An 18527-nucleotide genomic window follows, 5' to 3' on the forward strand; every position below is an offset into this window, starting at 1 on the left:
GCGGATCAGTCCATCTCGACCTTCAGGGTGCTGCCCTTCAGTTCTTCGCTGAACGGCATCGGCAACGGTGGCTTGCCAAGGCGCGCACGGTAGATCGGCAGGCTCTCGGCCACGCGCATCACGTAGTTCTGCGTCTCGCGGAACGGGATGTGTTCAATCCAGTCCACGGCATCCACCACGCGGCTGCGCGGATCGCCGAACAGCGCCATCCACTGCGGCGGACGGCCCGGCCCGGCATTGTAACCCGCCGACACCAGGAGGACGTTGCCGCCGAAATCCGACGCCAGTCCCGCCAGGTAGGTCGAGCCGAGCCGCGCGTTGTAGCTCCAGTCGCTCCAGACCCGGTCGGCCTCGTGCACCAGCCCCAGCCCGCGCGCCACGTCCCGCGCGGTGCCGGGCATCAGCTGCATCAGCCCCCCGGCCCCTGCCTGCGAGGTCACGCGGGGATCGAACTCGCTCTCGCGCCGGGCGATCGACAGCGCCAGCTCCATCGGCACCGGCAGGTCCATCGCGGTCATTGGGTGCAGCGGGTAGTAGTGCCGCGGCACGATGATCGACCGCTGCGCCGCCCGCTTGCCCATCATCACCTCGAGGTGGGTCTCACCCTGCGATTCCAGCAGCGCCCCCAGGCTGGCCAGTTGCGCCGAATCGAGGCGGTCGGTCAGCTGCGACAGGAACCGTTCGGCCAGGTGCCGGTTGCCGGCGGCGAGCAGCAGCATCGTCGCCTCGCGCAGATCGTTCTCGGCCAGGCCTGCGCGGCGCCAGTCGGTTGCCTCCTCGGCCCCGGTCAGCGCGGGGTCCAGCGACATCCCGGCCTTCTCGGCCGCCAGCAGCCCGTAGAACGTGGTCTGATGCGCGCCCCCGGCGGCATAGGCCTCCTGCGCCTCCTGGCTGCGGCCGGCTTCCTCGAAGGCCCGGCCCTTCCAGTAATATCCCCGGCCCAGCGAGATCGGCGTCTCGACCGCGGCGAGGAAATTGTCGAAATGCTTCAGCGCCGTGGCCGGATCGTTCAGCTTGCGCAGCGCGATGTAGCCCGACAGCCACTCGAGGTCGGCGTAATCCGACCCCTCGCGCAGCTGGTGCTGCGAGGCCAGGCGATAGGCCCGGTCCGGGCGGCCCTGGCGCATCTCCTCGCGGGCATAGCCGCGGCGGCGGTTGGCCCATTCCTCGGCCATGCCCAGCCCGCCGGGAATCGCGCTCCGCTCCAGCATCAGGTCGCGCGCCTCGTCATGGCGGCCCTTGGACACCCGCCAGGCAAAGCGGTCATAGGCCAGGCCCGCGTCCTTCTTCTGCTCGGCGGTCAGGGCGTCGATGCGTTCGTCCACCCCGGCCTCGGCCCGCTGCAGCGCCAGGCGCGCCTGGGCCAGCTTCCATTGCGCCTGGGTGACCAGCGGCTGCATCCGGTCGCTGTCGTCCCGCCACCGCCGCCAGAGCGTCATGTCGAGCCGCGCGGCATGGTGCGGCTTCAGCAGGTCGCGGTGCCGGGCGACAAAGGCCTCGTGATCGACGAGGCTCAGTTCCATGCTGCGCCAGGCCAGCACGATCTCGGCCTCGGCTTCGCCCCGCTCGCCCGCCCGCGTCAGCGCGGCGGCATGCAGAAGGATCCCGCGCCCGGTCTGCGGCGGCGTGTCCCGGAAATAGGCCAGGATGTCGGCATCGCTGGCGCCAGTCAGGGCGTATTCGCCCTGCTTGCGCATGTAGTCGAGCCCCGGCCAGTCCGGCCTCCGCTGCAGGAAGGCGAGGATATCGGTCAGCGTGCCGTTGTCCGACCGCAGCCGGTGCCATTCGACAAGGTCGCGGGCGACCGCACCGTCACGCGCCGCAAGGGCGCGCGCGGTGTCCCAGTCGCCACGGTTCATGGCGTGAAAGGCGCTGGTCAGGGGCCGCGGCGCCACGCGCGGCGCGCTCCCGGCCGTCTCGGCGACGGCGGGCCCGGTGGTGAGACAAGTTGCGACCGCCAGGAAGGCGACCAAAGAACGGAACTTCCCTTGCATTTCCTGCGACGAACTCTGGATAGACAGCGCCTAGGATAACCAACCGCCCCGCCGTCTCAAAACACGATTTCGACAGGAAACGGACCGGGTCGGCAAGCGAAACGAAAAGGAGCGTGCCATGTTCAGGGGATCCATTCCCGCCCTCGTCACGCCGTTCAAGAACGGCGCAGTCGATCTGGATACGCTCAAGAAGCTGGTCGACTGGCACGTCGAAGAAGGCTCGAACGGGCTCGTGCCGGTCGGAACCACGGGCGAAAGCCCGACGCTCAGTCACCGCGAGCACGAAGAGGTCATCGAGGCCGTCGTCGAATTCTCGGCCGGCCGCCTGCCGGTGATCGCCGGCGCCGGGTCGAACGCCACGACCGAGGGCGTGCGCCTGATCCAGCACGCCGCCAATGTCGGCGCCGACGCGGCGCTCGTGGTGACGCCCTACTACAACAAGCCGACGCAGCGCGGCATGTACGCCCACTTCAAGGCGATGCACGACAGCTGCGACCTGCCGATCATCATCTACAACATCCCCGGCCGCTCGGTCGTCGACATGACGCCCGCCACCATGGGCGAACTGGCCAAGCTGCCGCGGATCATCGGGGTGAAGGACGCCACCGGCAAGATCGAGCGCGTCAGCATGCAGCGCGCCACCTGCGGGCGCGACTTCATCCAGCTTTCGGGCGAGGACGCGACTGCGCTCGGCTTCAACGCGCACGGCGGCACCGGCTGCATCTCGGTCACCGCGAACGTCGCCCCGCGCCTCTGCGCGGAATTCCAGGCCGCCACCCTGGCCGGCGACTACGCCAAGGCGCTCGACTACCAGGACCGGCTGATGCCCCTGCACGAGGCGATCTTTGTCGAACCGGGCCTGGCGGGCGCGAAGTTCGCGATGTCGGAACTGGGCCTCTGCTCGGACGAGGTGCGGCTGCCGCTGACCACGCTCGAAGACGGCACCAAGGACCTGATTCGCGGCGCCATGCGGCATGCCGGCCTGATCAACTGAGAGGGCGGAGCGGGGGCGCTGCCCCCGCACCCCCGGGATACATCGACCAGAGGAAAGCAGGGGACGGTCTGAGGACACGCCCCCCGCAGGAAGGTTGAAACCTTCCCCTGGTGCGGTCATCGCTTCCCAGCTGTACCGCCGCCACACTGTGACGCGACAAGGTTAACGAAACCTTGCTTTCCCCTGGTTGCATATCCTCGGGGGGTGAATTGGGCCGAAGGCGCAAGAGGGGGGCGGACAGCCCCCCTTTTCCAGGCTCAGATGCCCGCGTCGACGATCGCCTTGGCGAGCAGCGGCACGGTCGTCCTGTTCAGACCGGCGATGTTCATCCGGCTGTCACCCACCATGTAGATGCCATGGTCCTTGCGCAGGATCTCGACCTGTTCGGGCGAACAGCCGAGGCGCGAGAACATGCCGCGGTGCTGGCCGAGGAAGTGGAACCGGTCGGAGCCGGAGAGCCGCTGAAGTTCGGACGCGAGCTGTTCGCGCAGGCCCAGCATGGTCAGCCGCACCTCTTCCAGCTCGGCCTTCCAGTCGGCGGTCAGGTCGCCATCGGTCAGGATGGTCGACACGATCCGCGCGCCGTGGTCCGGCGGGAAGGAGTAGTTCTGCCGGTTCAGGAAGGCGAGGTTGCCCTGGGTCACCTTGCCCAGGCCCCTGTCCTGCGCCACGGCCATCAAGAGGCCGGTGCGTTCGCGGTAGATGCCGAAGTTCTTCGAGCAGGACGCCGCGATCAGGCATTCCGGCACCGACGAGGCCACCAGGCGCACGGCCGCCGCGTCTTCGTCCAGCCCGTCGCCGAAGCCCTGGTAGGCGATGTCGATCATCGGCAGGGCGCCGGCCTCGTTCAGCCTGGCGATGACGGCCTTCCATTCGGTCAGGTTCAGGTTGGCGCCGGTCGGGTTGTGGCAGCAGCCGTGCAGCAGCACCACGTCGCCCGCGCGGAGTTGGCCGAGATCCTCCATCATGCCGCCGAAATCGACCCCGCCCGAGGCGCTGTCGAAGTAGCGATACATCACGGTTTCCATCCCGAGGTACTTCAGGATCGACAGGTGGTTGGGCCAGGTCGGGTCCGACACGAAGATCCGCGCGCCGGGGTTGGCCATGCGGATCAGTTCGAACGCCTGGCGCACCGCGCCGGTGCCGCCCGGGGTCGCCACGGCCGACACCTGGTCACGGCTGACCGCATCCCCAAGGACCAGGCCGATCATCGCGTCGCCAAAGACCGGGTCGCCGGCGAGGCCGGTGTAGGCCTTGGTCTCCTGGCTTTCCCAGATCCGCTGTTCGGCGGCCTTGACCGCCCGCATCACCGGGGTGATGCCCTCGGGGTTCTTGTAGACGCCGACGCCCAGGTCGATCTTGTCGTTGCGCGGATCGGTCTTGAAGGTCTCCATCAGCGCCAGGATCTTGTCGGCGGGTTGCTCCTTGAGCTGTTCGAACATCAGGCCTCTCCGGTGGCGACGGGCAGCGTGGGGAAGGCCCCCCACTCGGTCCAGGACCCGTCATAGAGTGAATGGTCGCGCTTGCCGATGCGTTCCAGCGCCAGCGACAGCACGGCGGCGGTGACGCCGGAGCCGCAGGTGGTGATCACCGGCTTCTTCAGGTCGACGCCGGCAGCAGTGAAGATCGCCGCCGTCTCCTCGACGCTCTTCATCGTGCCGTCGGCGTTCAGCAGGTCGGTGTAGGGGACGTTGCGCGAGCCGGGAATGTGACCCGAACGCAGGCCCTTGCGCGGTTCCTCGACCTCGCCGCGGAAACGGGCGGCGGCGCGGGCGTCGACGATGGCGTAGTCGCCCAGCTTCGAGGCGGCCGAGACCTGGGTCACGTCCTTCACTAGCTGGTTCTGGCGGCGCACCGTCATATGGCGGTCGCGGATCAGCGGCTCCATGTCGTCGATGGCGCGGCCCTCGGCCTGCCATTTCGGGAACCCGCCGTCGAGCACGGCGATGTCGTCCTGGCCCATCAGGCGGAACAGCCACCAGACGCGGGCGGCCGAGAACAGGCCGTGGGTGTCGTAGACCACCACCTGGTGGCCGTCGCCGACGCCCATGGCGCGCAGGCGCGACATGAACTTTTCGACCGGGGGCGCCATGTGCGGCAGGTCGGACCGGCCGTCGCTGACATCGTCGATGTCGAAGAAGCGCGCGCCGGGGATGTGGGCCTCTTCGTACTCGGCCCGGGCATCGCGTCCGGCGCCGGGCAGAAAGGTGGTGGCATCCAGGATCCGCAGATCCGGGTCCTTGAGATGCGCGTCCAGCCATTCGGTGGACACCAGCGTTTTCGGATCGTCCTCGGCCATCCTTCCCCCTCTCGATAAGGCGGCTTCTGCCTAGCGCCGCGGGGGCTGGGTGGCAAGGGTCATGGCACCGGTCGCAGGCACCTGAGGCCGCCGTGCCCGCTTTGCGCAATATCCGGGTCGCTTGGCGTGGGCCCCGCCGCTAGATTGTCGGCAAGATGGAGGGCTGCACCATGCGCCATGAGAATTTCGAGGACGGCTATCACTTCCAGGTCATGCGCCGGGCGCTTGACCTGATCGACGCGGCCGAGGGCACGCTGACGCTGGACGAGCTGGCGGCGCAGATGGGCATGAGCCCGGCACATTTCCAGCGGGTGTTTTCCGCCTGGGTCGGCGTCTCGCCCAAGCGGTACCAGCAATACCTCGCGCTTGGGCAGGCCAAGCTGCTGCTGGCCGACCGCTTCACCACGCTCGACGCCGCGCACCATTCCGGGCTTTCGGGCACCGGGCGGCTGCACGACCTCTTCCTGAGGTGGGAGGCGATGAGCCCCGGCGACTTTGCCCGCGGCGGCGCAGGCCTGACGATCCGCTGGGACCATGTCGACAGCCCCTTCGGCGAGGCGCTGGTGATGGGCACCGAGCGTGGTATCTGCGGCATCGCCTTTACCGCCGAAACCGGGCGGGACGCGGCGATGGCCGACATGCGCGGGCGCTGGCCGGGGGCGGAATTCGTCGCGGCGCCGGGTGCGCTGGACACCTGGGTCCAGGCCGCGTTCGAACAGAAGGGCGAGACCGCGCTGCACATGATCGGCGCCCCGTTCCAGATCAAGGTCTGGGAGGCGCTGTTGCAAATTCCCTCGGGGCACGTGACCACCTATTCCGAGATCGCGGACAGCATCGGCAAGCCGCGCGCGGTCCGCGCCGTTGGCACCGCGGTCGGGCGCAACCCGGTCAGCTTCCTGATCCCTTGCCACCGGGCGATCCGCAAGAGCGGCGGGCTTGGCGGCTATCACTGGGGCCTGCCGGTCAAGCGCGCCATGCTGGCCTGGGAAAGCGCCCGGGCCGAGGCGACCTGATCGAAACCTTCTGGGCGGAAAGTTGCTGACCCTCTCGCGCATGTGCGTTAGGCATCGGGTACGCTTTGATATAAGCATCCTGAAACAGTGATTTTTCCACCCGAGGGGGGTCATCATGACCATCAAGACTTCTACCAAATTCGTGGCGCTCGGCCTTGCGGCCCTGACGCTGGCCGCCTGCGAAAACCCCGATGATGGCTACCGCAACACGCGGCAAGGCACCGCGATCGGCGCCGGGCTGGGCGCGATCACCGGCGCGATCATCGGCGGCGACGCGCAGGGCGCCGCGATCGGCGGGATCATCGGCGGCACCGCGGGCGCGGTCGCCGGCGGCGCGCTGGACCGGCAGGAGGCCGAGCTGCGCAACCAGCTTCCGGGCAACGTGCAGATCACCAACACCGGCCAGGAACTGATCCTGACCATGCCGCAGGACATCCTCTTCGCAACCGACAGCTACACGCTCTACCCCAACCAGACGCAGCAGCTCTACACCGTGGCGAACTCGATCCAGAAATACTCGGGCACCCGGGTCGTCGTCGTCGGCCACACCGACAACACCGGCTCGGCCGCGCACAACCAGGGGCTTTCCGAGCGCCGGGCGCAGTCGGTCGCGAACGTGCTGATCTCGGGCGGCGTGGCGCCGGGCCGGGTCACCTCGATCGGCCGGGGCGAGGATCAGCCGCGTGCCACCAACCAGACCGCCGAGGGCCGCGCACTGAACCGCCGGGTCGAAATCCGGATCATCGAAGTCCAGTAACTCCCCGCATCAGGGTCGAATCGCACGGGGCCGGCCATGCCGGCCCCGTTTGCGTTCCGCCCTTTCCCCGCCCGTCCGACCGGGCTAGGGCTTGCCCATGACCGTCACGCCCCGCCTTGCCGCCCTTGCCGTCGTCCTCAAGGACAATCACGTCCTTCTGGTGCGCCGCCGGAACCCGCCCGACGCGGGGCTCTGGGGCTATCCCGGCGGGCATGTCGAACCGGGAGAGACGGTGGCCGAGGCCGCCGCCCGCGAGCTGCACGAGGAAACCGGGGTAAGCGCCACGCCGCGCGGCACGCTGACCACCATCGACGCGATTCACCGGGATGCGGACGGGGTCCTGCGGCATCATTTCCTGCTGGTCGCCGTGCTCTGCGCCGATCCGGTCGGGGTTCCGGCGGGTGCCGACGACGTGCACGAGGCGGCATGGATCGCGGTCGAGGACGTCATGACCGGCGCCCTGCCCCTCAGCGCCGATGTCGACACCGTGCTGGCGCTGGCGCGGCGCGCCTGAGGCTCATCCGAACCGGCGAAACGCCTCGAGCTCCATCGCCAGGCGCATCTGCAGGTCGGCCAGCACCTTCATCTCGGCCTTGCGGGCGTCGGGATCGCTCAGGTCCTTCAGACGCGCCTGCGACGCGACGATCTGCTCGCGCATCACGACGATGGGCGGCTTGATCTTGTGCTCACGGCTGACGTGGCTGAGCAGGGCATCGCGGGGATCCTCCCGCTTGGGCAGGGGCTTGCCCGCGCCGGGCAGGTTGTCGAAGGCGCCGTTTTCCTCGGCGGTCTTCAGGTATCCGTCGATGATCCAGTTCAGAGGATGCGACATGGGCGCGACCTTTCCTGTGCTGTCCTCAACATGGGGAGGGACGCAGCGGCGCGCCAGCCTCGTGACCCAGCGTCACCGCCGGGTGTGGGTGGCAATCAGCTCTACCAGCGAGGGCAGGACCTGTGCGGGCAGCTCGTGGCCCAGGCCCGGCATCAGCAGCAGGCGGGCGATTGCGATCCCCTCGGCGAGGGCGCGGCCGTTGTCCGGCGGCAGGATCGGATCCTCAGCGCCGTGCACCACCAGAACCGGCTGGCGGATGTCGCGGAACCGGCCGGTCCAGTCTTCGCGCGTCGCGACAGTGCCGTGGTTGAACATCGCGGGCAGATTCCCGGCCCGGTCGATCACCGCACCGATCCGCTCTGACGCTGCGGCCCCGTCGAAGGGATAGGCCGATCCGGCCGACAGGCGGTCAATCTCGAGCAGGAAGGCGGCCACCGCGTCCCGGTTCGACCAGTCGAGCGTGGCGAAACCCGCGAAGTGGTCGAGGAACGCGGGCGCGATATGCGGCAGCGGCTCTCCGTCCCAGCCCAGAGGTTCCGACGCCAGCAACGTCAGGCTCAGCACCCGGTCCGGGTCGGTCAGCGCCGCCATCTGCGCGATGTAGCCGCCCAGCGACATGCCGACGAGGTGCGCGGCGGCCAGCCCGTAGCCGTCGAGCACCGCGAAGAGGTCGGCCACCATGTCCTCGACCGCGTAGTCCGCCGCCCCCGGCGCGACGGTGGTGGATTGCCCGGTGTCACGGTGATCGTAGCGGATGACGAACCGGTCCCGGTGCGACAGCGCCATGCAGAACGGCTCGGGCCAGCCCAGCATCGAGGCCGTTGCCCCCATCACCAGCACGACGGGAGGATCGGCGGGGTCGCCGAAGCTTTCGGTCGCGATGGTGACCTCGCCGGAGCGTATCGGTTTCATGCCGCGCCTCGCGTGCAGGGTGGATTGCCGTTCCAGAGGACATAGCCCCCAGGCAGGTCCCCGACAAAAGAAAATGCGCGCCGCCCGGGGGCGACGCGCATCCGCATGTCCGTCTGCGGGGCCTCAGGCCGCCGCGACGACCTTTTCAAGCTGGTAGTCGGTGTCGCCCAGCTGGGCGTCGATCATGATGATGCGCTTGGCATAGTGCGAGCCGGGGTATTCCCAGGTCATCGCGATGCCGCCGTGCATCTGGATCGCTTCCTCGGCCACGAGGCGACCGGCGCGGCCGATCAGGTTCTTGGCCATGGCGCAGAACTTGGTGGCATCCTCGCCATCCAGCTCGGACGCCGCCTTGATGACGATGGAGCGCGACTGCTCGATCTCGGTCAGCATGTCCACGGCGCGGTGCTGCAGCGCCTGGAAGGTGCCGATGGCACGACCAAACTGCTTGCGCTGCTTGAGGTAGTCGACCGTCATCGCGTGCAGCACTTCCATCGCGCCGACCGCTTCGGAACACAGCGCCACGATGCCCGCGTTGATCGCGTCCTGCACCGCTGCCGCGCCGTCGGCCAGCACCAGCGTCGCCGGCGTGTTGTCCAGCAGCACCTCGGCGGCACCCGCGCCGTCGATCATGCCGTACCCGGTGACCGAGGCGTCCGAGGCCTTGACCTTGAACACCGCGACATTGCCGTCGAGCTTGGCCGCGATCAGGAAGACATCCGCCGCCTGCCCGCCGTAGACCGCGCTCTTGCGGCCGGTCAGCAGGTAGGCATCGCCGTCCTTCTTGGCCTCGGTCTTGATGTAGTCGATGTCGTAGGGCGCTTCGATCTCGCCCAGGCCGACGGCCGCCTTCATCTCGCCCGAGAGCAGCTTTTCCTGGTCCGCGTCGGTGTGCGACAGGATGCGGGACGCCATCAGCGCGCCCAGCACCGGTTCGGGGCAGATCACGCGGCCGAGCGCCTCGAACACCACCGAGATGTCAAAGCCCGCGCCGCCGAAGCCGCCCTTGTCCTCGGGGGCCAGCGCAAAGAGCGCGCCGAGCTCGGCCAGTTCGCCCCAGAGCGCGGGGTCGTGGTAGGGTTCGGCATAGGCCACCTTGTTGCGGTGCTCTGCCGGGTACTTGTCAGCCAGGAAACGGTTCAGGCTGTCCGACAGCATCTGCCGGTCTTCGGTCAGGTCAAAATCCATCAATCAGAGCTCCAGCACGGCTTTCGACAGGATGTTCCGCTGGATCTCGTTGGACCCGCCGAAAATCGAGGTCTTGCGGTTGTTGAAGTAACGCGCGGCGTCGTTGGCGTGATCCGCCGGGGCGAGCGCGAGGTTGCCATCGGTGATGTGGCCCGGGAACGGAGCCGCCGACGGCCCGAGCGCCCGGCGCGCGAGGTCCTTGAGCTCTTGGTTGATGACCGTACCCTTGATCTTGAGGATCGAGGTTTCCGGCCCCGGGGCACCCTGCTTTTGCGCCTTGAAGAGCATCCGCAGGTTGGTGATCTTCATCGCCTCGAGGTCGACCTCGACCTGCGCGACGCGGGCGGCGAACAGTGGATCCTGCATCAGCGGCTTGCCGTTGCGGATCGTCTTGCGCGCCAGCGCCTTCACCTCTTCCAGCCCGAGCATCGAGAACCCGACGCCGGCGATGCCGGTGCGTTCGTGGGTCAGCAGGTACTTGGCGATGGTCCAGCCCTGGTTTTCCTTGCCCACCAGGTTCTCGACCGGAACGCGCACGTCGGTAAAGAACACCTCGTTCACCTCGTGACCGCCCTCGATCAGCTTGATCGGGCGCATCTCGATCCCCGGCGTCTTGAGGTCGACGAGGATGAAGGAAATGCCTTCCTGCTGCTTCACGTCCGGATCGGTCCGGCAGAGGCAGAAGATCCAGTCGGCATGCTGGCCGAGCGTGGTCCATGTCTTCTGGCCGTTGATCACGTAGTGATCGCCGTCCCGCACCGCGCGGGTCTTGAGCGAGGCGAGGTCGGAGCCGGCGCCCGGTTCCGAATAGCCCTGGCACCACCAGTCGTCGCCGTTCAGGATGCGCGGCAGGTAATAGTCCTTCTGCTCCTGGGAGCCGAACTTCTGCAGCACCGGCCCCAGCATGTTCAGACCGAAGGGCACGATCCGGGGGGCGTAGGCGCGGCAGCTTTCCTCGTCGAAGATGTGCCGTTCCACCGGCGTCCAGCCGGGGCCGCCGTATTCCTCGTCCCAGGTCGTGGCGAGCCAGCCCTTCTTGTTCAGGATCGCGTGGTAGCGCTCCATGATTTCCTTGGTCAGCTCACCGCCGTTCTTCACCGCGTCGCGGATGTCGTCGGGCAGGTTCTCCTTGAAGAAATCGCGGACTTCCTGGCGGAAGGCCTGTTCTTCCTCGGTAAAGGTCAGATCCATTCCTCAACCCTCCTTGTTGAGATCAGCGAAAGTCGTGCCGTCGGCTGCCATCTTGCGCAGAAGTTCGGGCACTTGCCAGTAGTTCGGGTCTTCCTGCGCATATGTCTCGATCCGGCTCACCAGCTCCTTGGCGCCGATCGTGTCGGCGTAGTGGAGCGGACCGCCACGGAACCGCGGGAAGCCGTAGCCAAACAGGAAGACCATGTCGACGTCGACGGGGCGCTTGGCGGTCCCATCTTCTACGACGCGGGCGGCTTCCGAGATCATCGCCGTCATGTAGCGGTCGACGATGTCCTCGTCGGTGAAGCTCTGCGGCGTGATGCCCTTCTCGGCGCGGACCTCGTCGATGATGGTCGCCACCTCGGGGTTCGGCACCGGCGCGCCGGCCTCATAGATGTAGTAGCCCTGCCCGGTCTTGCGCCCGTACCAGCCCTTTTCGGCGATCCGGTCGGCCACGTCGCCGCCGTAGCGGGCGTTCGGGTCGAGCCCCTCTTCCTTCATCCGCTGGCGGTTCATGTAGCCGATGTCGAGGCCGGCGAGGTCACCGACCTTGTGCGGCCCCATGGCGAGGCCGAAGCCCTCGAGCGCGTTGTCCACCTGTTGCGGCGAGGCGCCGTCGAGCACGAGGAAGGCGTTGACCTTGGAATAGTGGCCGAGGATGCGGTTGCCGATGAACCCGTCGCAGACCTGCGCCAGCACGCCGACCTTTTTCAGTCTCTTCGCAAGGGCAAAACCGGTCGCCAGCACGTCCGGCGCGGTCTTGGCGCCCTGCACGATCTCGAGCAGGCGCATCACGTGCGCGGGCGAGAAGAAGTGCAGGCCCAGCACGTCCTCGGGACGGTTGGTCATCCCGGCGATCTGGTTCACGTCGAGGTAAGAGGTGTTCGACGCGAGGATCGCGCCCGGCTTGCAGATGGTGTCGAGCTTGCCGAAGATCTCCTTCTTGATCTCCATCTTCTCGAACACCGCCTCGATCACCAGGTCGACGTCGGCGAGGTCCTCCATCGCCAGGCTCGGCTCCAGCATCGCCAGCGCCGCATCGCGCTTGTCGGCGCTCAGCTTGCCGCGCGACACTGCGCCATCGAGGTTCTTGGTGATCGTCGCCACGCCACGGTCGAGCCCGTCCTGCGCAACCTCGATCAGCCGCACCGGGATCCCGGCCAGCAGGCACGAGGTCGAGATGCCCGACCCCATCGTGCCGCCGCCGATCACGCCGACCTTGTCCAGCGGGCGGGTGTCGCCCTTGGCCTCGGGGATGTTCGACACCGCGCGCTCGCCGAAGAATGCGTGGATCAGGCCCGCGCGCTGCGGGGTCTGCATGCAGTCGATGAAGCACTGACGCTCGACTTTCAGACCCTCTTCAAGCGGCTTGTTGCAGGCGGCGACCGCCTCGACGCACTTCACCGGCGAAATCAGGTGCGGGTTCTTCTTCTTCACGCCAGCCAGCGTGTCCTCGATCACCTTGGCGTCGTACTCCGCCGTCAGGTCCTTGGTCTTGCGGGTGGCGAGCGTGCCGTCCAGCACCTCCTGGGCGGCGGCCAGCGCAACCGCGCGCGGCTCACCGGCGACGACACGGTCCACCGCGCCTTTTTCGAGCGCTTCCTTGGCCGAAACCTGGCGGCCCGACAGGATCACATCGAGCGAGAACGGCAGACCGGCGAGGCGCGGCAGCCGCTGCGTGCCGCCGGCGCCCGGCAGCAGACCCAGCAGCACCTCGGGCAGGCCGATCTTAGCGCCTTCGATCACGACGCGGGCATGGGTCGCCAGCGCCAGTTCCAGCCCGCCGCCAAGCGCGGTGCCGTGGATGACCGAGATTACCGGCACGGCGCTGTCCTCAATCTGGTTCAGCACGTCGGGCAGCGACGGGGCGAGCGGAGGCTTGCCGAATTCCTTGATGTCCGCGCCCGCGACAAAGGTGCGGCCGGCGCAGTAGATCGCGATGACCTTGGCCGAGGTGCCGATCTTTTCCATCGCGTCGAGCAGGCCCTGCCGCACCGCCTGACCGGTGGCGTTCACCGGCGGGTTGTCGATGCAGACGAGCGCGATGTCGCCCTCCTGCGCGATCGAGATCACGTCATTGACGGGTGTCGTCTCAGCCATGGGGGTGCCCTCTTCGAACTTCAGGTATGGAGAGGCACCGCGGCACAGACCTGTGCCCCGCTCCTCCCCTGTCGGCCGGCAAGCTATGCCGCGCGGACGGTGAGGTCAATTAGCAGAAATTCATTTCGCACTGCAGAAATTGTCGCGGCGGGTCACGAGATGATCTCGAACTTCACCACATCGACCATGCCCCGGTCGGTGATCTTGAGCGCCGGGATCACCGGCAGCGCCAGGAAGGCGAGTTGCAGGAACGGCTCTTCGAGCGTCACGCCAAGCGCCTTGGCCGCGGCACGCAGGCTGACCAGATCGTGATGCACCGCCTCGAAGGGTGCAAGGCTCATCAACCCCGCAACCGGCAGTGGCAGCTCGGCCCGGACCTTGCCATCCTGCACCACAACAAAGCCGCCCTCGATCTGGCCCAGCCGGTTCGCGGCCAGCGCCATGTCGTCGTAATCGACCCCAACAACCGCGATATTGTGGTGATCATGGCAGACGGTCGAGGCGATGGCCCCGCGCTTCATCCCGAAGCCGCGAACGAAGCCGGTGGCGATGTTGCCGTTCCGGCCGTGCCGCTCGACGACCGCGATCTTGACCAGGTCACGCGCCGGGTCGGGCAGCTTGTCGCCGTCCTCGACCGAGATGTCCTCGTGCAGGTGCTCGGTGATGATCTTGCCGTCGATGATGCCGATGACGTCGGTTTTGCTCCGGTTCGCGGTGGTGCGGAAATCCTCGGGCGTGACGGTCGGCGCCTTGACCGAGTTGCGGCCGACCGGCGCCACCGGCTTTCGCGCCGCAAATGCTGCATCCGCGAGGACGACTCCCCCGCCAGGACCATCGAGGCACGGCAGCTTTCCAGCGAATCGATCACCGCGATGTCGGCCCGCTTGCCCGGAGCGATCTGGCCCCGGTCCTTCAGCCCGAACGCCTCGGCCGCCGAGAGGCTGGCAGCGCGGTAGACCGCCAGCGGCGGGCAGCCGAGCCGGATCAGTTCGCGGATCATGTAGTCGAGATGCCCGTGCTCGCCGATATCCAGCGGGTTCCTGTCGTCGGTGCACAGGCACATGTAGGCCGAGGTCACGTCGGTCAGCAGCGGGTGAAGGGCATGCAGGTCCTTCGACACGGAGCCTTCGCGGATCAGGACGCGCATCCCCTTCTGCAGCTTCTCGCGCGCCTCCTCGGCGGTGGTGGCCTCGTGCTCGGTTCGGATGCCGGCGGAAATGTAGGCATTCAGGTCCTTTCCCAGCAGCTGGGGGCAGTGGCCGTCGATGTGGCGTCCGCGAAATGCCTCCAATTTCGCCATGCAGCCCGGATCCTGGAAGATCACGCCGGGATAATTCATGAACTCCGCCAGCCCGATCACCGCCGGATCGTCCATCAGCGGCACCAGATCCTCGGCCGGGATCTCGGCCCCGGCGGTCTCCATGTGGCTCGACGGGACGCAGGACGACAGGTTCACCCGGATGTCGATCACCGTCTCGCGCGCGCAGGCCAGGAAGTATTCGATCCCCGGCACGCCGATGACATTGGCGATCTCGTGCGGGTCGCAGATCGCCGTCGTCACCCCGCGCGGACCGACGCAGCGGTCGAATTCCTGCGGGGTGACCAGCGAGCTTTCGATGTGCAGATGCGTGTCTATGAAACCGGGAACGAGGGTTTTTCCCGAGACGTCGATCACCTCACGCCCCTCGTAGTTCGCGCCGATGCCGACGATCGTGTCGCCGCAGATCGCCACGTCGCCGTCGATGAATGACCCGGTCACCACGTCCAGTACCCGCCCGCCGCGCAACACGGTGTCGGCCGGCGCATCCCCCCGGCCCTGTGCGATGAGGTCGGAGAGCGCGGGACGGATCATGAAATCACCTGTGAACGGAAGAGCCTGCGTCACAGGTGAACGCAAACCGCGCGCCCTGTCCAGATCGGGCATTGCACCCGCCCGGACGCCGTGGCACCCATCGGCCATCCGGAACGGAATGGTCCCATGACGAAAATCCTGATCCTCAACGGCCCCAACCTGAACCTGCTGGGGCAGCGTCAGCCCGAGATCTACGGCCGCACCACCCTCGCCGACATCGAGGCCGAGTGCCGGACCCTCGGGCAGGAGTTCGGGATCGAGATCGAGTTGCGGCAATCGAACCACGAGGGCCAGCTGGTCGACTGGATCCACGAGGCGCGCGGCACGACGCAGGGGATCATCATCAACCCCGGCGCCTATTCGCACACCTCGGTCGCGATCCTCGACGCGCTGAACGCCTACGAAGCGCCGGTGGTCGAGGTGCATATCTCGAACATCCACAAGCGCGAGAGCTTCCGCCATCACTCCTATGTCTCGGCCCGCGCCGAGGGGGTGATCGCCGGATGCGGCACCCAGGGCTACCAGCTGGCCCTCCGCCACCTCGCGCTGCTTGCCGGCGCATGAGCGCGGGGCCGGACCAGACCCCCCTCGACATCCGACTGACCGGGCCGGTCATCGTCATCCTGACCGCGCTTGTCGCCTGGTCGCAGCTTGGCGGTCCGGGCTGGACCGGAACCGCCGCCGCGCTGACCCTTCCGGTGCTGATCCTGCTGGTCGCGCCAAGGGTCCGGCGCGGGCGGCTGGTGTTCGTCGCCGTGGCGCTCGGGCTCAGCGGGCTTGCCGTCGCCTCGCGCCCCGACTGGGACAGCACCATCCTGCAGGCGCTGGACCGCGGCGCCTTCATCGCGGCCTTCTTCTCGGCCCTGACCTCGCTGCGGCACGCCGCCGACGGCTCGCCCGCGATCCGGGATTGCGGTCTCTACCTCGCGCACCAGCCGCCCGGACGGCGCTACCTTGCGCTGACGGTGGGCGGGCAGGCCTTTGCGCTGCTGCTGAACTACGGTGCCATCGCGCTGCTCGGCTCGCTCGCCACCTCGGCCGCGCAGGAGGAACCCGATCCGGTGATCCGCCAGCACCGCATGCGGCGGATGCTGCTGGCGATTCAACGCGGGTTCGGGTCGATGCTGCCGTGGTCGCCGCTCGCCTTCGCGGTCGCCATCACCTCGTCGCTGATCCCCGGCGTGAACTGGGGCCGGACCCTGCCCTACGCGCTGGTCTCGTCCTTCCTGCTGGTGTCGATCGGCTGGGCCCTCGACACCATCTTCAAGCCGAGGGTGCACAACCCCAACCCGCCGAAACCCCGCGAGGACGAGACCTGGCGCGCCGTGCTGCCGCTTGGCGGTCTGCTGGTGCTGCTGATGTCGCTAGCCATCGGCCTGCACGAGGCGACGGGCCTCAGGATCACCGCGATCATGCTGGTCGTGGTGCCTGTGATCTCGGCCTGCTGGTTCGCGATCCAGGGACCGGCGGGCGCCAAGGCGCGCCATGCCGGGCGCCGGATCGGAACCTACGTGACCGGAGATCTGCCCCGTTACAGGGACGAACTATTGCTGCTGTCGATGGCCGGGTACATTGGCTCGATCGGCGCGGTCCTGCTGACCCCGATGATCGAGGCGACGGGCTTTGACCTGCACGTGCTGCCCGGCTGGGCGGTGCTGGTCGCGGTGGTCTGGCTGATGCCGCTGACCGGGCAACTGGGGATGAACCCGATCCTGTCGGCCACGCTGATCTATCCCTTCGTGCCCGATCCCGAGGTGCTGGGCGTGACCCCCACGGCGGTCTTCATCGCCTTCACCGGGGGCTGGGCGCTCTCTGGCGCCAACTCGCCCTTCGCGGCGACGACGCTCCTCCTGGGCAATTTCGCGGGCATCTCGTCGTTCCGGGTCGGCTGGCAGTGGAACGGCGCCTACACCATCTGCTGCGGCGTGGCGCTGTCGCTCTGGGTCACCAGCATGGCGGTGTTCGGCCTTGGATAGAGCCTGTTCTCCCGCTATCGCCGCCCCGCTTTTCCCTGCCGCCGAACCGCAGTAGGATCCCGCGCAACCGCTTCTGACAAGGACGCACCATGAGCCTCTTCGCCCTGCCCCCGATCCCCGATGTGCCCGTGAAGGGCGAGACCGAAGGCTACCCTGTGCGCCGCATCTTCTGCGTCGGCCGCAACTATGCCGCCCATGCCGCCGAGATGGGGAACGAGGTCGACCGCGAGGCGCCGTTCTACTTCACCAAGTCGCCCGCGCACCTGGTCCTCAGCGGCGCGACCCTGCCCTATCCGCCGGGGACCGAGGATTACCACCACGAGATGGAGTTCGTCGTCGCCCTCGGCGCACCGGTCTTCCGTTGCACGCCCGACGAAGGTGCCGCGGCGGTCTATGGCTATGCCACCGGCCTCGACATGACGCGCCGCGACCGGCAGGGCGAGGCCAAGGACAAGCGCCGGCCATGGTCCCTGGGCAAGGATGTCGAGGGGGCCGCCGTGATCGCGGAAATCACCAAGGCGGCCGAGTTCGGGACTGTTTCGGACCAGGCGATCCGCCTGACCGTCGACGGCGAGACGCGGCAGGATGCCACCCTGACCGAGCTGATCCACAAGGTCCCGGACGTGATCGCGCACCTGTCGCAATACTATCACCTCGGCCCCGGCGACCTGATCTATACCGGCACCCCGGCCGGTGTCGGCGCGGTGACCGCGGGATCGACGCTGGAGGGCACGGTCGACGGGCTGGCCCCGGTCGTGCTGACCCTCGGCGATCCCGAATGAAACTGCTCTCGCGGTCCGGATCCTCGGCGGCCTACCGCTGCCGGATCGCGCTGAACCTCAAGGGGATCGACGCCGAGGTGGTGAACCTCCGCGATGGCGAATTCTACGAGGCGCCCTATCTCGCGATCAATCCGCAGGGCCGGATCCCGACCCTGATCACCGATGACGGCCCGATTTCGCAATCGATGGCCATCCTCGAATACCTCGACGAGGTCCAGCCGGCCCCGCCTTTCCTGCCGACAGCGCCGATCGACCGGGCCCATGCCCGCGCGGTTGCGCAGATCGTGGTGGCCGACGTGCATCCGCTGCAGAACTCCGGCACGCTCCGGCTGCTGGCCGAAGACCATGGCATTGGCGCCGCCGGCCAGCGGAGCTGGGCGCAGACCTGGATCGCGCGCGGGCTGGCCGCCTGCGAGGCGCTGCTGACGCGCGAGGACCACGGCGGATCCTATGCCTTTGGCGCGACGCCGGGGCTGGCCGACATCTGCATCGTGCCGCAGATGCGAAATGCCGGGCGGTTCTCGGTCGACACCACCTGCCTGCCGCGGCTGACCGCGATCACCGCCGCCTGCCTCGAGCATCCGGCCTTTGCCGCCGCGCACCCGGACCGGCACCCCGACCCGGACGCGAAATAGAC

General features: G+C 67.9%; 16 protein-coding genes and 1 pseudogene. 8 read left to right on the forward strand and 9 right to left on the reverse strand.

Features of this window, described 5'->3' with window-relative positions; genetic code table 11:
- Positions 1-5: 5 nt before the first annotated feature.
- The gene (locus ACE2AC_RS12850; protein ID WP_375687627.1) at positions 6-1895 is read right to left on the reverse strand and encodes a transglycosylase SLT domain-containing protein; all 1890 of its coding nucleotides are present in this window, start codon (positions 1893-1895) and stop codon (positions 6-8) included.
- A gap of 217 nt (positions 1896-2112) precedes the next feature.
- Here ACE2AC_RS12850 and dapA point away from each other — a divergent pair, with 217 nt between their 5' ends.
- Positions 2113-2988, forward strand: coding sequence for a 4-hydroxy-tetrahydrodipicolinate synthase (dapA, locus tag ACE2AC_RS12855; protein ID WP_375687629.1), 876 nt, complete (start codon positions 2113-2115; stop codon positions 2986-2988).
- A 257-nt stretch (positions 2989-3245) separates the two neighbouring features.
- Here dapA and ACE2AC_RS12860 read toward each other — a convergent pair whose 3' ends face one another.
- Both ACE2AC_RS12860 and sseA read right to left on the reverse strand, forming a co-directional pair.
- Positions 3246-4430: an aromatic amino acid transaminase gene (locus ACE2AC_RS12860; RefSeq protein WP_375687631.1), complete on the reverse strand. Its 1185-nt coding sequence runs from the start codon at positions 4428-4430 to the stop codon at positions 3246-3248.
- A complete protein-coding gene (gene sseA, locus ACE2AC_RS12865) occupies positions 4430-5287 on the reverse strand; it encodes a 3-mercaptopyruvate sulfurtransferase (RefSeq protein ID WP_375687633.1) in 858 nt (285 codons plus the stop codon). The genes ACE2AC_RS12860 and sseA overlap by 1 nt, the downstream gene beginning before the upstream one ends.
- Before the next feature lie 170 nt (positions 5288-5457).
- Here sseA and ACE2AC_RS12870 point away from each other — a divergent pair, with 170 nt between their 5' ends.
- From ACE2AC_RS12870 to ACE2AC_RS12880, 3 genes are all read left to right on the forward strand, one after another.
- Positions 5458-6300, forward strand: a complete 843-nt coding sequence (locus ACE2AC_RS12870) for a methylated-DNA--[protein]-cysteine S-methyltransferase (protein ID WP_375687635.1) — start codon at positions 5458-5460, stop codon at positions 6298-6300.
- A 115-nt stretch (positions 6301-6415) separates the two neighbouring features.
- Positions 6416-7057 carry an OmpA family protein gene (locus tag ACE2AC_RS12875; protein WP_375687637.1) on the forward strand — a complete coding sequence of 214 codons (642 nt, stop codon included), beginning with the start codon at positions 6416-6418 and terminating at the stop codon, positions 7055-7057.
- Positions 7058-7154: 97 nt separating this feature from the next.
- Positions 7155-7571 (forward strand): NUDIX hydrolase, encoded by a 417-nt coding sequence (locus tag ACE2AC_RS12880; RefSeq protein WP_375687639.1) that lies wholly within the window; start codon positions 7155-7157, stop codon positions 7569-7571.
- Positions 7572-7574: 3 nt separating this feature from the next.
- On the opposite strand, the gene ACE2AC_RS12885 is transcribed toward ACE2AC_RS12880, so the two are convergent.
- The 6 genes and pseudogenes from ACE2AC_RS12885 to ade all read right to left on the reverse strand — a co-directional run bounded on the left by ACE2AC_RS12885 (position 7575) and on the right by ade (position 15132).
- Positions 7575-7889, reverse strand: coding sequence for a DnaJ family domain-containing protein (locus tag ACE2AC_RS12885; RefSeq protein ID WP_375687641.1), 315 nt, complete (start codon positions 7887-7889; stop codon positions 7575-7577).
- A 72-nt stretch (positions 7890-7961) separates the two neighbouring features.
- Positions 7962-8801, reverse strand: coding sequence for an alpha/beta fold hydrolase (locus tag ACE2AC_RS12890; RefSeq protein WP_375687643.1), 840 nt, complete (start codon positions 8799-8801; stop codon positions 7962-7964).
- Positions 8802-8924: 123 nt separating this feature from the next.
- Positions 8925-9989, reverse strand: a complete 1065-nt coding sequence (locus ACE2AC_RS12895; RefSeq protein ID WP_375687645.1) for an acyl-CoA dehydrogenase family protein — start codon at positions 9987-9989, stop codon at positions 8925-8927.
- A 3-nt stretch (positions 9990-9992) separates the two neighbouring features.
- Positions 9993-11180: an acyl-CoA dehydrogenase family protein gene (locus tag ACE2AC_RS12900; protein WP_375687647.1), complete on the reverse strand. Its 1188-nt coding sequence runs from the start codon at positions 11178-11180 to the stop codon at positions 9993-9995.
- A 3-nt stretch (positions 11181-11183) separates the two neighbouring features.
- Positions 11184-13280 carry a 3-hydroxyacyl-CoA dehydrogenase NAD-binding domain-containing protein gene (locus tag ACE2AC_RS12905; protein ID WP_375687649.1) on the reverse strand — a complete coding sequence of 699 codons (2097 nt, stop codon included), beginning with the start codon at positions 13278-13280 and terminating at the stop codon, positions 11184-11186.
- Positions 13281-13432: 152 nt separating this feature from the next.
- Positions 13433-15132 (reverse strand): annotated as a pseudogene (gene ade, locus ACE2AC_RS12910) (adenine deaminase).
- Between the two features lie 126 nt (positions 15133-15258).
- Here ade and aroQ point away from each other — a divergent pair.
- The 4 genes from aroQ (at position 15259) to maiA (ending at position 18525) form a co-directional block, all read left to right on the forward strand.
- On the forward strand, positions 15259-15696 hold the full coding sequence (gene aroQ, locus ACE2AC_RS12915; RefSeq protein WP_375687651.1) for a type II 3-dehydroquinate dehydratase: 438 nt from the start codon (positions 15259-15261) through the stop codon (positions 15694-15696).
- Entirely contained in the window at positions 15693-17108 is a 1416-nt protein-coding gene (locus ACE2AC_RS12920; protein ID WP_375687653.1) for a hypothetical protein, read from the forward strand. Before aroQ ends, ACE2AC_RS12920 begins: the two co-directional genes overlap by 4 nt.
- 89 nt (positions 17109-17197) lie before the next feature.
- A complete protein-coding gene (locus ACE2AC_RS12925) occupies positions 17198-17890 on the forward strand; it encodes a fumarylacetoacetate hydrolase family protein (RefSeq protein ID WP_375687655.1) in 693 nt (230 codons plus the stop codon).
- Positions 17887-18525, forward strand: a complete 639-nt coding sequence (maiA, locus tag ACE2AC_RS12930) for a maleylacetoacetate isomerase (protein ID WP_375687657.1) — start codon at positions 17887-17889, stop codon at positions 18523-18525. The genes ACE2AC_RS12925 and maiA overlap by 4 nt, the downstream gene beginning before the upstream one ends.
- Positions 18526-18527 lie beyond the last annotated feature (2 nt).

The organism is Pseudooceanicola sp. LIPI14-2-Ac024, from assembly GCF_042188925.1.
In the GTDB taxonomy this organism is placed as follows: Bacteria; Pseudomonadota; Alphaproteobacteria; order Rhodobacterales; family Rhodobacteraceae; genus Pseudooceanicola.